The organism is bacterium (genome assembly GCA_026708055.1).
In the GTDB taxonomy this organism is placed as follows: domain Bacteria; phylum Actinomycetota; class Acidimicrobiia; order Acidimicrobiales; family CATQHL01; genus VXNF01.
On sequence record JAPOVS010000070.1, the window covers coordinates 14,003 to 29,678 of the forward strand.

8 protein-coding genes are annotated in these 15,676 nt (G+C 71.2%); 5 read left to right on the top strand and 3 right to left on the bottom strand.

Annotated elements, in window-relative coordinates; all coding sequences use genetic code 11:
• Entirely contained in the window at nt 1-1,071 is a 1,071-nt protein-coding gene (locus OXG55_15190) for an inositol-3-phosphate synthase (protein MCY4104582.1), read from the top strand.
• 112 nt (nt 1,072-1,183) lie between these two features.
• Complete coding sequence (locus tag OXG55_15195) at nt 1,184-2,659, top strand: leucyl aminopeptidase (GenBank protein ID MCY4104583.1); 1,476 nt, start codon at nt 1,184-1,186, stop codon at nt 2,657-2,659.
• 57 nt (nt 2,660-2,716) lie between these two features.
• On the opposite strand, the gene OXG55_15200 is transcribed toward OXG55_15195, so the two are convergent.
• Both OXG55_15200 and OXG55_15205 read right to left on the bottom strand, forming a co-directional pair.
• Nucleotides 2,717-2,989 carry a hypothetical protein gene (locus OXG55_15200; GenBank protein MCY4104584.1) on the bottom strand — a complete coding sequence of 91 codons (273 nt, stop codon included), beginning with the start codon at nt 2,987-2,989 and terminating at the stop codon, nt 2,717-2,719.
• Between the two features lie 6 nt (nt 2,990-2,995).
• Nucleotides 2,996-3,751, bottom strand: a complete 756-nt coding sequence (locus OXG55_15205; protein ID MCY4104585.1) for a hypothetical protein — start codon at nt 3,749-3,751, stop codon at nt 2,996-2,998.
• Between the two features lie 210 nt (nt 3,752-3,961).
• On the opposite strand from OXG55_15205, the gene OXG55_15210 reads away from it, so the two are divergent.
• Both OXG55_15210 and moeB read left to right on the top strand, forming a co-directional pair.
• Nucleotides 3,962-4,792, top strand: a complete 831-nt coding sequence (locus OXG55_15210; GenBank protein ID MCY4104586.1) for an NAD-dependent deacetylase — start codon at nt 3,962-3,964, stop codon at nt 4,790-4,792.
• A gap of 153 nt (nt 4,793-4,945) precedes the next feature.
• Nucleotides 4,946-6,124 carry a molybdopterin-synthase adenylyltransferase MoeB gene (moeB, locus tag OXG55_15215; protein ID MCY4104587.1) on the top strand — a complete coding sequence of 393 codons (1,179 nt, stop codon included), beginning with the start codon at nt 4,946-4,948 and terminating at the stop codon, nt 6,122-6,124.
• A gap of 48 nt (nt 6,125-6,172) precedes the next feature.
• Here moeB and OXG55_15220 read toward each other — a convergent pair whose 3' ends face one another.
• Nucleotides 6,173-9,505, bottom strand: coding sequence for a fibronectin type III domain-containing protein (locus tag OXG55_15220; GenBank protein MCY4104588.1), 3,333 nt, complete (start codon nt 9,503-9,505; stop codon nt 6,173-6,175).
• 494 nt (nt 9,506-9,999) lie between these two features.
• Between OXG55_15220 and OXG55_15225 the strand changes: the two genes are divergently transcribed.
• Nucleotides 10,000-15,676 (top strand): S8 family serine peptidase (locus tag OXG55_15225; protein MCY4104589.1); only part of this gene is annotated, 5,677 nt, incomplete at its 3' end.

Sequence of the window (15,676 nt, forward strand, 5' to 3'; positions counted from 1 at the left end):
ATGGCACAGATCAACGTGGCTATCGCCGGTGTCGGCAACTGCGCCTCGTCGCTCGTGCAGGGTGTCGAATACTACCGCAACGCCGGCGCGGACGAGGAGATCCCCGGCCTGATGCACCCGGTGCTCGGCGGCTACGCCATCGGCGATGTTCGCTTCACCGCCGCCTTCGATGTCGACGCCGCCAAGGTCGGCGAGGATCTCGCCAAGGCCATCGGGGGTGGCCAGAACAACACCGTGGCGTTCTGCGACGTGCCCACCTCCGGGGTGACCGTGCAGCGCGGCCCCACCCTCGACGGCATCGGGCGCTACCTCGCCGGCGTCATCGTGGAGTCGCCCCAGGCGCCGGTCGACGTCGCCCAGGTGCTGCGCGACACCGACACGCACGTGCTCGTCTCGTACCTTCCGGTGGGATCCGAGCAGGCGGCCCGCTTCTACGCGGAGCAGGCGCTCGAGGCCGGCTGCGCGCTGGTCAACTGCATGCCGGTCTTCATCGCCGGCGACGAGTCGTGGGCCGAGCGCTTCCGCCGCCGCGGCGTACCGATCGTGGGCGACGACATCAAGTCTCAGGTAGGCGCCACCATCGTGCACCGCAACCTGGTCCGGCTCTTCCAGGACCGTGGCGTGCAGGTGGATCGCACCTACCAGCTCAACTTCGGCGGCAACACCGACTTCCTGAACATGCTGGAGCGCGACCGGCTGGAGTCCAAGAAGATCTCCAAGACCCAGGCCGTGACCAGCCAGCTGGAGTCCGAACTGGCCGGCTCCGACGTGCACGTGGGTCCCTCCGACCACGTGCCCTGGCTCGAGGACCGCAAGTGGTGCCACATCCGCATCGAGGGCACGACCTTCGGTGACGTGCCGCTGAACGTGGAGTTGAAGCTGGAGGTGTGGGACAGCCCCAACTCCGCCGGCGTGGTCATCGACGCCATCCGCTGTGCCCGCCTCGGCCTCGACCGGGGCATCGGCGGCCCGCTCGACGAGACCTCCGCCTACTTCATGAAGTCGCCGCCGCGCCAGATGCGCGACGAGGACGCCCGCAACGCCGTCGAGGCCTTCATCGCCAACGAGTGACCGCTGCCCGGTCGGGGCCGCCGGCCGGCGGCCCCGACCTCGGTTGGGCGTGCGCGCCGGTAGCGTGAGTCGGCGGCTTCGTGCCGCATTCCGCTGACAGAGGAGGAGCGCTGTGAGTGTTTCCGTGACCCTCGCCTCGACCGTTCCCGCCGGGGCCGGTGTCGTCGCCTTCGGCGTCTGCTCCGAGCAGGTCTCCGCCGAGCCCCACGATCTGGACTGGGCGCTGTTGCGAGACCTCGGGTTCGAGGGCAAGGCAGGGCAGGTGCAGATGGTGGCGGGGCCCGACGGCCGACCGGTCGCCGTGGTCGGCATGGGACCTGCCGCGGACGTCACCCCGGCGGTGATCCGGGGCTCGTCGGCCGCGCTGGCGCGACTGGTGCGCCGCCAACGCTGGCTCGCCTCCTCGCTGCTCGACGTGGTGGGCGACGACGCCGACCTCCTCGCCGCGGCGCAGGCGCACGCCGAGGGGATCGTGCTCGGGGCCTACGGCTACGACGAATTCAAATCCGAACCCGAGCCGAACTCCCTGGAGAAGCTGACGGTGATCGGCGGCGGCAGGGAGGTGCGCGAGGCTCTGAGGCTCGGCGCGGCGGTCGCCGAGGCCGTCTGCTTCGCCCGGGACCTGGTGAATGAGCCTGGTGGGTCGCTGACGCCGGCCAGGCTGGCCGAGCAGGCCCGCGCCATGGCGACCGGCGGCGACGGGGCCGAACTGGAGATCCAGGTCTGGGAGAAGCAGGACATCGTCGACGCCCGCTTCGGCGGTCTGCTGGGCGTCAACCGCGGCTCCACGCAGCCACCGCGATTCGTGGAGATCACCTGGTGCCCTCCCGAGCCTCCGGAGGGCTTCCTGGCCCTCGTGGGCAAGGGGATCACCTTCGATGCCGGAGGACTGTCCATCAAGCCCGCCACGGGCATGGAGACCATGAAGATCGACATGAGCGGCGCCGCCGCGGTCCTGGGCACGATGCAGGTGGTCAAGAGGCTGGCCCCGCCGATCAGGGTCACCGGCTACATCCCGATCACCGACAACATGCTGGGGGGCGACGCCACCCGGCCCGGCGACATCCTCACCATCCGCAACGGCAAGACCGTGGAGGTGCTCAACACCGACGCCGAGGGACGGCTGATCCTTGCCGACGCGCTTTCCCTGGCCAGCGAGGCCGAGCCCGACGCCATCGTGGACCTGGCCACGCTCACGGGGGCGTGCGTGGTGGCGCTGGGCACCAAGGTGGCGGGCCTCATGGGCAACAACGACGGCTGGATCGACGCCGTGGAGGCCGCGGCCGAGCGCGCCGGCGAGCGGGTCTGGCACCTGCCGCTCCCCGCCGACTACCGCAGGCAGCTCGACTCGCCCGTGGCCGACCTCAAGAACATCGGCAACCGCTGGGGCGGCACGCTCACCGCCGCCCTGTTCCTGCAGGAGTTCGTCGCCGAGGGCATCCCCTGGGCCCATCTGGACATCGCCGGCCCGGCCTGGACCGACAGCGTCGACGGCGAGGCCGCCAAGGGCGGCACCGGCTTCGGCGTGCGCCTGCTCGTGGACCTGATCAGGAACTTCTCGCCGCCCGACTCGGGTCGCGGCGACTGAGCCCTCGGAAACTGCTGCTGGCCCACGGCGGAGTTCCCGGCCCCGCGTGGGAGTCACTCAGGTGCCGCTCAGTGCCTCGTCGCGACCTTCGAGAGGGGCGACCCTCTCGCCTTGGGAGCGCAGCAGGTCGCCGACGCCGTCGAAGCGCTCGTCGACCCGGTCGAAGCGCTCGTCGACCCGGTCGAAGCGCTCGTCGGACCGTTCGTTCATGCGGTCGAGTCGCCCCTCGATACGGTCGAGGCGGGGAATGATCTCCGATCGGAGCCAGACGAAGCCGCCGGTGATGAGCATCCCGACGAGACCGATGAGAGCGGCGACGATGGCGTCCATCGCTCCTCAGTCTGCCACGCCGGCAGTGGGCTCAGCGGTGTCGGCATCGACCGCGCTCACCGCTGCTGCGGCCCGGGCGTGCTGCTCCGTGGCCCAGTTTGCGGCCTCGAATGCCACGGCGGGATGGAACTGCCAGATGTGCAGTTGCCGCTCCACCTCGTCGGGTTCGTCACCGCACGCCAGCAGCGCCATCGCCAGGTGCCGGGCGCGCCCCAGCGTCTCGATCTCGGTCGGATCGGAGGCCGGATGGCGTCGCCAGACATCGTGGGCCACACGCAGCCCGGGCGGAAGACGCTCGGCCATGCGGGCGGTGAGGTCGGGGAGCCGGGTACGTACGAACAGCGTGTTGTGACGCCCGCGCTGCATCAGCCCGAACCGGCAGCAGCGCTCGAACGCCCTCTGGAAGGCCGACAGGAGCGCTTGGCGGCCGCCCAGCCCGATCTCGCCGGCGATCTCCGCCGTGTTCACCAGCACGCCGCTTGGAGTTTCCTCCAGCCGCAGCGCCAGGCGCCGGATGAGCCACGTGGCCGACGGCCCGAGCACGCCCAGCCAGAAGAGTTCCACGTAGGGCGAGCGAGGGTGGTGACCCCGGCCGGCGTCGGGGCCCAGGTCGTTCCAGGGCTCCACCCAGAGTTCGACGGCACCGGTCCTGCCGTTGGATGCGGAACGCTGGGCGCGGGGCTGACCGGCCGCATCCGGCGGCGCTGGTGCGTTGGTCCCCGATGCGGGGGCGGGAGGGACGGTGACGAGCGGGATCTGCATTGCGTTTGCTCCTGCTGCAAGATCTGAACGTGGGGTGCCCATGGCGCCAAAATGCTCCGCAGCGAGCCAATAGTTGTCGATAGCGAAATAGATAGGGGAAAGGAACGGGTTTGTCAAGGGGTGGAATCGGACGCGCAGGCGTCCGACGCCGGCGGTCGGTCCGGATCGTGCTGCGCCGCCTGCGGTTAGGGTCATTGCCGGGAGGGGACTGTGGCGACTGCCGGCGAACTGGCCGAAGAGATGATCCGGGCCCGGCGCCTGGTCGACCGCGCCGGGCGCATCGTCGTGCTGACCGGTGCGGGCATCTCCACAGAATCCGGGATCCCCGACTTCCGCGGCCCCCGGGGGGTGTGGACGCGCAACCCCGCGGCGGAGGCGAAAGCCCACATCGGCAACTACGTGAGCGACCCCGCCGTGCGCAGGGAGATCTGGCGGCAGCGCCTCGCCGAGCACAGCGGTCCCCGCCCCCGCCCCAACGCGGGTCACCGGGCGATCGTCACCCTGGAGCGCAGGGAGAAGCTGCACACGCTCATCACCCAGAACGTGGACGGGCTGCACGCAGACGCCGGCACCTCACCGGGGAGGCTGGTCGAGATCCACGGGACCCGGCGCAGGGTTCGGTGCCTGAGTTGCGGGCAGGAGTGGCCCATGGAGCACGCCGTCGAGCGACTGAGGGCCGGCGAGGAGGATCCCTCCTGCCACTCCTGCGGCGGTCTGCTGAAGTCGGCGACGGTGTCCTTCGGGCAGAACCTGGTGGTTGCGGACCTCGAGCGGGCCTCCGCGGCGGCAACGGGCTGCGATCTGATGCTGGCGGTGGGCAGCACCCTGCAGGTGTATCCGATCGCTCAGGCAGTGCCCGTGGCCCGCGGCAACGGCGCCGATCTGATCATCGTGAACAACGAGCCCACGCCGTTCGACGACATCGCCGATGTGGTGTTGCGGGGATCCATCGGCGAGGTGCTCCCGCACGTGGTGCGTGATCCCGTGGCGGTTCCCGAGCAGCGGCCGGTCGGCGAATCCGGGCCGGGAGCCGAATCCTGACCAACTTGGTAGACTTTTGACCGCCGGGGGTCCGCGCGACGGAGTCGGGTCGACCCGCCGGCGGAGCCCGACCGGGGTGACCCGACAGACTCCGATGGCGAGCCCGCAGCGGCCGCCGATCCACTCGAACCGAATCGCCAAGGAGCCGAAGCGATGGCCACGTTCCGCGACCTCCTCGTTGCCGCCAAGTCCAGGATCAACGAGATCGACACGGCGACCGGCGAGCGCCTGCGCGACGCCGGCGCCGCCTTCCTGGACGTGCGCGAACCCGACGAGGTCGAACAGGGCGCCATCCCCGGTGCGATCCACATCCCGCGCGGCCACCTGGAGGCCAACATCGAGAACCGCCTTCCCGGCCGCGACACACCGATCGTGGTCTTCTGCGCCGGCGGTGTGCGCTCGGCCTTCGCCGCAGAGACGCTGCAGGCCCTCGGGTACGCGCAGGTGGCCTCCATGGACGGCGGCTTCAACCGCTGGAAGGACGAGGGGCGCGCCTGGGCCGTTCCGCGGGTCCTCAGCCCCGAGCAGCGCAACCGCTACCACCGGCACCTGCTGCTGCCGGAGGTCGGCGAGGAGGGGCAGATGCGCCTGCTGGATTCCCGCATCCTGTGCCTCGGCGCCGGGGGCCTGGGCTCGCCCGCGGCGCTGTACCTGGCCGCCGCCGGCGTGGGCACGCTCGGCATCGTGGACATGGACGTGGTCGACGCCTCCAACCTGCAGCGCCAGATCCTGCACAACGTGGACCGGGTGGGCGAGCGCAAGGTCGACTCGGCCAAGAAGACGCTCACCGCTCTCAACCCCGACGTGAACGTGGTCACCCACGACGTCCGCCTGGGGGCCGAGAACGTCCTGGCGGTCATCGACGGCTACGACGTGATCGTGGACGGCGCCGACAACTTCCCGGTGCGCTACATGCTGAACGACGCCTCGGTGAAGCTGGGAATCCCCGTCGTGCACGGGTCGATCTTCCGCTTCGAGGGGATGGTCACCGTCTTCGATCCCCGCCAGGGGCCCACCTACCGGGACATGGTGCCCGAGCCTCCGCCCGCCGAGATGGCGCCCAGTTGCGCCGAGGCCGGCGTGCTGGGCGTGCTGCCGGGCATCGTGGGCTCGATCCAGGCGCTCGAGGCGATCAAGGTCGTCCTGGACTACGGCGACGTGCTGCGGGGGCGGCTGCTGACCTTCGACGCCGCCGAGGTGAGCTTCCGCGAGTACCGCGTGCGGCCCGATCCGGCCAACGAGATCACCTGGGAGAACCGGGACCGCATCCAGGTCGTGGAACTCGACGGCCTCTGCGGTCCGGCCCCGCTGGAGGCTCCGCCGGCGGGCTGAGAGCGCTGCCGGCGTCCCGGCGACCCCGGGAACTTTCGCCGGAGGTCGCTACCAGGCGTCGAGGACGTCGGTGCCGGCCTCCTCGACGGCGTAGCGCCGCCGCCGCGTCACCACCAGCAGCGCGGCGATCAGCACCAGCCCCACGGCGGCCAGCACGATCACCGCGGTGTCGGTGGTCACCGAGTCGTACCAGGCGCGCGTGCGGGTCGGCGCCTGCTGGGGCGCCGCGGCCGGCGCGGGGGCGGTTGCCGGGGCTGGCTGCTCGTCGACGGACTCGCTCGGCGCCGCCCCGCTCGGCGGCGCAATCGTGGTGACGGCCGTCGTGCCGGTGTCGCCGGCGTCGCCGGTGGCGACCGCGGCGGCGTGCAGTGGGGCCGCCTGGGCGGACATCGGTGCGGGGGAGGCTCCCATCTCGTTGTTGGCCAGGATCGTGATCGTGTAGGCGGCACCGCCGATGAGGCCGTCGATGGTGTGGCTGGTATGGGTCGTCTCGATGGAGGTGACCGCCCCGTCGGGCGCCACCCAGGTGAGGGTGTAGGACCGCACCGGCAGGCCACCGTCGTCGGTCGGGGGTTCCCAGGACACCAGCAGACTCTCGTGGCCGACGCCGATCTCGGCGTGGGCCAGCGGACCGGGCGGCCGCGCCGGCGTGGCGCGGACCGCGTCGGCGGTGATCGAGGTGCCGACCTCGTTGGTGGCCGAGACGGTGATGCCGTAGGTGGTGCCGTTGGTGAGCCCGTCGATGGCGTGGCTGGTGGCGGTCGTCTCGGCGGAGCCGGTGGTTCCGTCGGGGGCCACCCAGAGCAGGGTGTAGCCGGTGACGCGCAGCCCGCCGTCGCTGGCGGGGGGATCCCAACTCACGAGGATCCGGGAGTCTTCGCGGACGGTCCTGACCGCCACCGGAGCACCGGGGATGTGCGCCGGCGTCCCGCTCGCGGGCTGGCTGGGGCTCGAGGTTCCTATCTCGTTGCTGGCCGTCACGGTCACCGCGTAGGTGGTGCCGTTGGTGAGCCCGTCGAAGGTGTGGCTCGTGGCGGTTGTCTCGACCGATCCGGTGGCGCCGTCGGGCGCGGCCCAGGCGACGGCGTAGCTCAGCACGGGTTTGCCGCCGTCGCTGGCAGGGGGCTGCCAGGTCACGCCGAGCCGCCCGTCGCCGCGGTCCACGGTCACGGCGTCCGGGCTGCCGGGCGCTGCGGCGGGAGTGGCGCGCGCCGTACCGCCTGCCGGCGACGTGCCGGCCTCGTTGACGGCGCTGACGGTGACGGTGTAGGTGGCGCCGTTGAGGAGGTTCTGCATGGTGTAGCCGGTGCCGGTGGTCTCGATGGTGCCGCCGGCGCCGGTGGAGGAGACCCAATCGAGTGTGTATCCGGCGATCGGGAGGCCGCCGTCGTTGAGGGGCGGTGCCCAGGAGACCTCGACGATGCGGTCGCCGCGGACGGCGCTGATGCTCGCCGGGGCGGTCGGGATCGTGCCGGGCCGGTGACTGGCGGGCGCGCTGTGGGATGAGGATCCGACCCGGTTGACGGCGGTCACGGTGACGCGGTAGGTGGCGCCGTTGGTCAGCCCGCCGATGGTGTGCTGGGTTCCCTGCTCCGGGGCCCGGTCCGTGGCGCCGTCGGGTCCGGTCCAGTGCACGGCGTAGGACTCCACCGGCACCCCGCCGTCGCCGGCGGGCGGCGACCACGACACGTGCAAGAGCCCGTCCCCGCGCCGCAGCGACACGTCGGTCGGCGGGCTCGGGACACCCAGCGGCGCCGCGGTTGCCGAGACCGCCCGCGACGATCCGCCCGCGTTGGAGGCTGCGACGCTGACCGTGTAGGTGGCCCCGTTGGCCAGGTTGCGCAGCGTGCGCGTGGTCTCGGTGACCGGGATCGTCCCGGAGGCCCCTGTGGAGGAGACCCAGGTGACCAGGTACCCGGTGATCGGGCCGCCGCCGGTGTCGGTGGGCGGTTGCCATGTCACGGCGATCTCGCGCGCCCCGGGTGTCAGCGACAGCGCCGTCGGCTCACCGGGGGGGTCGATCGACGGGATCGCGGCGGGCGTGGCTGCCGGCGGCAGCGATGTGCTCCCGCCGAAGACAAACAAGGTCGACAGGAGGTGGCCGCCGCGGCCGGCGGAGTTCGGCATCGGACCCCAGCCCTCGGCTTCGGCGCCCTTGTTGACCACGAACACGAAGCGCGAGCCCGACACGGACCTCGTGGCGGACGACCCGACGAGGCGGACCGTGGCCCGGTCGATGCGCCCCGAGACGCTGATGCTGCCCGACACCTCGATGCGCCGCAGGGTGCCGACGTCGGTGTCGGGGACCCGGGCGAGCCAGCGGCTGAGGGCGTCCACGCTGTACGTGCGGGTCCACGGCGTGTAGGGGTCGCCGGCGGTGAAGGGATCCGGGGCCGCGACCAGGTAGGGGTGCTGCTCGTTGAAGGCGTAGCCGCTGGCCTCGGTGTATCCGCCGCCGGAGGTGGTGAACAGCGTCAGGGCCGGCTCGCCGCCGTAGGCGAGGACCTGCCCGGCGGTGTCGGCGATCGCCTGGAGCCAGGGCCCGTTCCTCGGGGAGAACTCGCGCGTGTTGCCGCTGTAGACCTGGCTCATGGTGGTGGAGTAGAGGTCGAACGGCGCGTTCCACTTGTCGCTGCTGCGGTTCGCGAGGGCGACGTGCAGGGCGTAGCTGCGCGACGCGACGGCCTGGGCTCGCAGCGCCTCGGCGGGCCAGTCGGGCGGGACCTCGGCCACGCCGCGGAGGTACAGCTCGAGGTCCAGGTTCGTCAGCACGATGCGGTACCAGGTGTTTCCCGGCAGCTTCGTGAGGGTGATCTGCCCGTGCGAGTACGAGTGGCGGGTGGCGGAGGACTCCACGGCGGTGCCGTCGGCGGTCCTGATCTGCAGGACGTCGCCGTCGCAGACCTGCCCGGGACAGAGGGCCGTTCCGCCGCTGGTCGTCACCTCCCAGCCGTCGCCGACACGGTTGACGGTGAACAGTTCGGTCGCCGAGGAGCTGTACACGGCGGCGCCGTCGAGCACCAGCTCGAAGGATCCGCGGGGCCGGAAGCGGCTGCGGCTGCTCGATGCCAGGTGGACCCGCAGGTTGTCCAGCGTCCAACCGCCGGTGAGCACGGTGCCGGGGTAGTAGAAGCCCAGAATGTCGCCGGCGGTCTGGCCCGCGGCGATTCTCGACGGCAGGGATTGGTGGCTGATGCCCGCACCGTGACCCCAGCCGGCGCCGGTGAAGGTGACGTGATCGCCGGCGGCCAGGGTCGGGGTGCTGAAGCCGGCCCTCTGGGCGGCCGCGGGCCGGCTCGGAGGAACACCCCACACCGCGACGGCCAGGAACACCGGCAGCGCGGCGGCCAGCGCGACGCCGCGGCCGGGCCGGAAGCTCACCAGCCGGCGCCCGAAGCGCCGAACGGGGGAGTGGTCGGAAGCGAGGGAACGGACAGCCGGCGCTGCAAGGCGTGGACCCACCGGGGGGCCCGCCGGGCGGGCGCGCCGGGATCGAAGTCCGGAAGAGGGGCGGCCGGCACAAGCCCTGCGCCGGCGACGATGTCTCATGAAGATTTGTTTCCGAAGTCGTCACCACCCCTTGCCATTTACATCATCGCCCACATTCACCACTTTTGCAACAGGAGGAACAAACCGAGGCCCGCTTGTCCCGCACCGAGCGCGGCACCGATCCGCCGCTGGAAGCCGACCGAGACCCGAGGAGACTGTCGAGCAATGCTCCCGACACCCCAACAGTAGGAGTGTCATTCCGGCGAAGGCCGGAATCCAGGACCGCCCCACCCGACCAGCGCTGCTCGTGGATTACTCAGCACACTCCGAGTGCCCTGGCCGGGGACTTCGTTGGATCCCCCCCCCCCCGAACTAGGCTGGCGACGATGTCTCGCGCTGGGGTTCGTCGACGGGCCGTGCGTGCCGCGGTGGCGTCGGTCGCGGTCGTCGCCGTGTTGCCGCTGTGGGCCGGCGACGCTGGGGCGGAGACCCAGATCGAGGACCTCGAGGACATCGCGCCGCCGCCGGCCTCCGAGGATCCGACGCCGCCGGACGAGGGCCTGTTGCCGGACGTCCTCGAACCGGGGACAGAGCCGCCGTCGGCGTCCGATCCCGCGCGGAGGTACCACAGTCTCGGCTCGCAGCTCAGCACGCTCGCTGTCGCCGCCGATTATGGGGCCGGCGACGGCCTGCCTGACACGGATATGACCGAGGGCGCGAAGCCGCCGACGCTGCCGGGCGGCACCAACTCCACGGTGAGCTTGAGCGAGCCGATGCTGCTCACGATCCAGCTCGACGGCAACCAGGACGGGGTGCTGGCGTTCTTGGCCGAGCACGGGATCACGCCGGCCAACGTGGGATCCGACTACCTCGAGGCGGCGGTGCCGCCCACGCTGCTGGCGCAGCTGGCCCGCCAGACCGGGGTGGCGCGCGTGCGCGAGCTGCCGACGCCCCAGCGACTTCTCGGCACCACCACCAGCGAGGGCCTCGCCGTGCACGAGGCCAGCCGGTGGCATTTCGCCGGGCACAAGGGGCAGGGCGTCAAGATCGGCGTGATCGATGCGGTCTCGCCGAGGCTTCCTGACGGCACCAGGGGGTGGGGCAAGGACGGCTTCACCGGGTTGCTCGCTCGTATGGGGAACGAGCTCAAGGACGGCTACACCGGGTTGCTCGCTCGTACGGGGAACGAGCTGCCGCTCACGGTGAAGGGCATGTGCTTTCCCGGCCCCGGCGTCGCCACATTCGACCTGAGGGACTGCGACGCGCGGCACGGCTCCGACCACGGCACCCAGGTGGCTGAGACGGTGATGGACATCGCGCCCGAGGCGTCGCTCTACATCTCGAACGCCAGCACCTTCGCCGACCTCCAGCGAGCCGTCGAGTGGATGCACGCCCAAGGGGTGAAGGTGATCGTCTACTCGATCGGCTGGACCTTCCACGGCGCCGCCGACGGCAGCTCGCCGATCACGCCCAGCCCATTGAACACGGTCAAGTGGGCCACCGATCGCGGGATCGTCTGGGTCAACTCGGCCGGCAACGGGGCGCAGCGCAACTGGTACGGCCCGTTCACCGACACCGACGACGACGGCTACCACGAGTGGTGGCAGGAGGGCGGCTCGGTCGACGAGGGCCTGCGCTACTCGTGGACTGGTATCGGCCGCAGCGAGGTCACGGTGTTCATGCGCTGGGACGACACCTGGGGCGGCGCCGCCAAGGACCTCGATCTGCAGCTGATTCACCGCGCTGATGCGAACGCGCCCTGGCGGGTGGTCGCAGCGAGTGCGGACACCCAGAACGGCGGGTCCGCGGATTATCCGTACGAGGCGATCACCCGCTTCGAAGGCGTCGGCGCAGGCGAGTATGAGATCGTCGTCAAGAAACGGGCCGGCAGCGCCGCGCCTGCCTGGCTGCAGTTGCGGATCTTCGGTCGGCACACTCTGAGTGAGCATCGCGTTGCTGCCAGCTCAATCGCCACCCCCGCCGACAGTCCCAGTTCGGGGCTGCTGGCCGCCGGCTCCGCAGACGTGAAGGACATCCGTAGTGTCTCCTCCTACAGCGCCCGGGGCCCCACGCCGGACGGGCGGACCAAGCCCGATCTGGTCGCCGGCACCTGCAGCGACATCTCGGGAAAGCAGTATCCATTCTGTGGCACGAGCGCGGCGGCGCCGCACCTGGCCGGCTTGGCGGCACTGGTCCGGCAGCGCTTCCCGACGTTGACTGCCACACAGGTTGCCGCCTATCTCAAGTCCAACGCCGCAGAGCGCGGCGAAACAGGGCCGGACAACGAATGGGGCCATGGCTTCGCCCAACTGCCCAGCACCGGCCTGCCCGCGGTCGACCGGGATGTCGATTGCGTGACCGACCTCGCCGGGAACGGGACGGTCCAAGGGCACTGGACCGGTGTCTGCGAGTCCTCGGGAGACACTGACGTATTCGGTCGCTTCTACCAGTTCAGCCTCGCGGAGCGGCGCCAGGTCACGATCGACCTCGATTCCTCTCGGCACCTTTCGGCCCTCTACCTGCGGAGCGGCTTGGGGCAGCTTTCCGGCGAGCCGCTGCACAGCGACACGGGCAGCTGGATCGACGTCAACTTCGAGCCCGACTCGCAGATCAGCCAGTCGCTGCCCGCCGGCGACTACACGATCGAGGCGACCACGATCAAGACGCTCACCACCGACGGCGACACTCGTCTTGGAGCATTCACGCTCACGGTGGCCGGTCTGGCGACGGACGCGCCGACGGCAGGACCGGAGGTCAGCATCGCGGCCGGTGCGGCGATCACCGAGGGCGCCTCCGCCAGCTTTACGATCAGTGCTGATCCGGCGCCGACCGCGCCGCTGGCGGTCTCGCTGGTCGTCAACGATTTGGGCGCCTTCGCCGCGAGCGGCGCCGCCGGTCCGCAGACGGTGACGATTCCCACATCCGGCTCGGTGACACACAGCGTGGCCACCGTCGATGACAAGGTCGGCGAAGCCGACGGCGTCATCACCGCGACGCTGGTCGCGGGCGGAAGCTACACGGTGTCGGAGACGCAGGGTGCGGCCACCGTCGCGGTGGCGGACAACGAGCCGGTGGTCAGCATCGCCGGCGACGCCGACCCGATAACAGAAGGCGAGACCGCGACCTTCACCGTGTCCGTGACCCCCGCGCCGTCCGCGCCGCTGAGGCTGGGCGTCACGCTGAAGATCACCCAGCGGGGCGATTACGCCGCACCGGGCGAGACCGGCACGTGGGTCATCACCGTTCCCACGACTGGATCCGCGCAGCTGACCATCGCCACCGTCGACGACGTTGTGGGGGAACGAACCGGCGGGATCACGGCGACGATCCTCCGAGCTCCGGGACTCAACATGTTCGCGGCGCAACGCATTGCCGAGGTCATCGTGTGGGACAACGAGCCGGTGATCACCGTCACTCGAGACCTCGACGTGACCGAAGGCGAGGACGCGGTCTTCAGCGTCTGGGCCAGGCCGCCGCCGTCGGTGCCGCTCAGTGTCACGCTGACGATCACGCAGCAGGGCGACTACGCGGAACCGGGCGCGACCGGCACCAGGACCGTCACGATTCCCACGGCCGGATCCGGGCGGCTCAGCTCCTCCGCGCAGTTCACCGTCGCCACCGTCGACGACGACGCGGTCGAAGCCGACGGCGCGATCACGGCCACGCTGCAGCCGAGCCAGCGGTACCGCACCCCCCGCACGATCTCCAGAACGACCTCCGGCATGGAAGCCACGGTGGCGGTGGCGGACAACGACGGACTTCGGGCTGACCCCCCGGCAGACCCCTCCTGCATGCATGATCTCGCCGGTCCCGGCAAGGTCAGCGGCGAGTGGACTGGGGCGTGCCTGACCGCCACGGGCACCTCAGGGAAGAGCGCCGAGTACTACAGCTTCAGACTCGATCAGGAGAGCCGGGTCACGATCGATCTGCGGGGAGAGCAGGGCGGCAGCAGGGACACGTATCTCTATCTGAGGAAGGGGCGCGGGGAGCGTTCAGCCGCTCTGGTGGCGCAGAACGACGACGGTCGGCCCCGGTCCGGCGCGTACCCCCTGTCGGCATTGCTCGAGGTCACGTTGGCGGCCGGCGACTATACGATCGAAGCCACCACCTACGGATCGCGGGTGAGGGGTCCGTTCACCTTGGAGGTGACCGGCATCCCGCCGCAGACTCCCAGGACGCAGCGGACTCCTACGACGCCGCAGACTCCTGAGGTCAGCGTCAGCGGCACCGCCGGCGTCACCGAAGGCGCCGACGCGGTCTTCACCGTCACCGCGGCGCCCGCGCCGTCAACGCCGCTGACCGTCTCGCTGGCTGTCACGCAGCAGGGCGACTACGCGGGCGCGGGCGCAACCGGCACGAAGACCGTGACGGTCCCCACGAGTGGCTCGGTGACCCACACCGTCGCCACCGTCGACGACTCGACCGACGAAGCGGACGGCGGAATCACCGCGACCCTGAGCGCCGGTCAGGGCTACACCGTCTCATCCTCCGGGGGCGTTCACACGGTGAGCGTGTCCGACGACGACGTGCCGGAGATCAGCGTCACCGCCGGCGCGGACATCGACGAGGGCGGGTCGGCGAGTTTCACGATCACCGCCGACCCTGCGCCGCACACGTCTCTGACCGTCTCGCTGACCGTCACGCAGCAGGGCGACTACGCCGCCGCGGGCGCCACCGGCACGAAGACCGTGACGGTCGCCACGAGCGGTTCGGTGACCCACACCGTCGCCACGACCGACGACAGCGCCGACGAGGCCGACGGGTCGGTGACCGTCACCCTGAAGGCGGGCAGCGGCTACACCGTGTCCTCCGCTCAACGGGTGGCGACGGTCGGCGTCTCCGACGACGACGCGCCGCCTGCGACGACGCCGGAGGTCAGCGTCACCGCCGGCGCCGGCATCACCGAGGGCGGCAACGCCGGCTTCACCATCACCGCCAGCCCGGCGCCCGCGTCCCCGCTGTCGGTGAGCGTGACAGTCACCCAGACCGGCGATTTCGCCGCTTCGGGCACCACGGGCGGCCAGACAGTGACCGTCCCTGTCAGCGGCAGCGTGTCCCATACCGTCGCCACGACCGACGACAGCACCGATGAGGCCGACGGGTCGGTGACCGTGACCCTGAAGGCGGGCAGCGGCTACACCGTGTCGTCCAGCCGGGGCGCGGTGTCGGTGGCCGTGGCGGACGACGACGCGCCGCCGCCGGTGCCCGCCTGCGTCACTGCCGACGCTGCCCTGCTGGCTCAGGTCCTGGCCAAGACTCAGGACCCGTGGAACGGGGCGCGCCCCGACCTGCTGGACACGTTCACCCGCGCCCACAACACCATGCTGGGCACCGACACCTACACGGTCGCCGACCTCAAGGCCCGCCCGGACCGCCACGAGTCGAACTGGCAGGGCGACGGCCCCAACGCGTTGTGGCAGAAGGTGTACGCCGAACTGGACCGCCTCCAAGCGTGCCGCGAGAAGCCGCAAACGCCGCCGCCGCCACCGCCGCCGCCCACGCCGGAGGTCAGCGTCACCGCCGGGGCGGGCGTCACCGAGGGCGCCGCCGCCTCCTTCACCTTCACCGCCGCCCCGGCGCCCGCATCGCCGCTCACCGTGACGATCACCGTCACCCAGACCGGCGACTACGGCGCCCCGACGGGGACCAAGACCGTCACGGTCCCCACCGGCGGCGCCAAGACCTACAGCGTCGCCACCGCCGGCGACAGCACCGACGAGGCCGACGGCTCGGTCACCGTCACCGTCAAGGCGGGCAGCGGCTACACCGTGTCCTCGTCGCAGGGAGCGGCCACCGTCGCGGTCGCCGACGACGACGATCCCACGCCGCCCCCGCCCCCGCTCCCGCCCCCGCCGCCGCCCCCGCCGGACCCCGACCCGGAGGTCAGGGTGACCGCCGGCGGCGGTGTCACCGAAGGCCAGAACGCGTCCTTCACCGTCACCGCCGCCCCCGCGCCGTCGGCCCCGCTGGCCGTGTCGGTCACCGTCACCCAGAGCGGCGACTACGGTGCCTCGACCGGGACCAGGACCGTCACGGTCCCCACCGGCGGCGCCAAGAGCTTCA

Coding starts and splice junctions, on each gene's coding strand:
- OXG55_15190 (MCY4104582.1), top strand. CDS start 1: ATGGCACAGATCAACGTGGCTATCGCCGGTGTCGGCAACTGCGCCTCG.
- OXG55_15200 (MCY4104584.1), bottom strand. CDS start 2,989: ATGGACGCCATCGTCGCCGCTCTCATCGGTCTCGTCGGGATGCTCATC.
- OXG55_15205 (MCY4104585.1), bottom strand. CDS start 3,751: ATGCAGATCCCGCTCGTCACCGTCCCTCCCGCCCCCGCATCGGGGACC.
- moeB (MCY4104587.1), top strand. CDS start 4,946: ATGGCCACGTTCCGCGACCTCCTCGTTGCCGCCAAGTCCAGGATCAAC.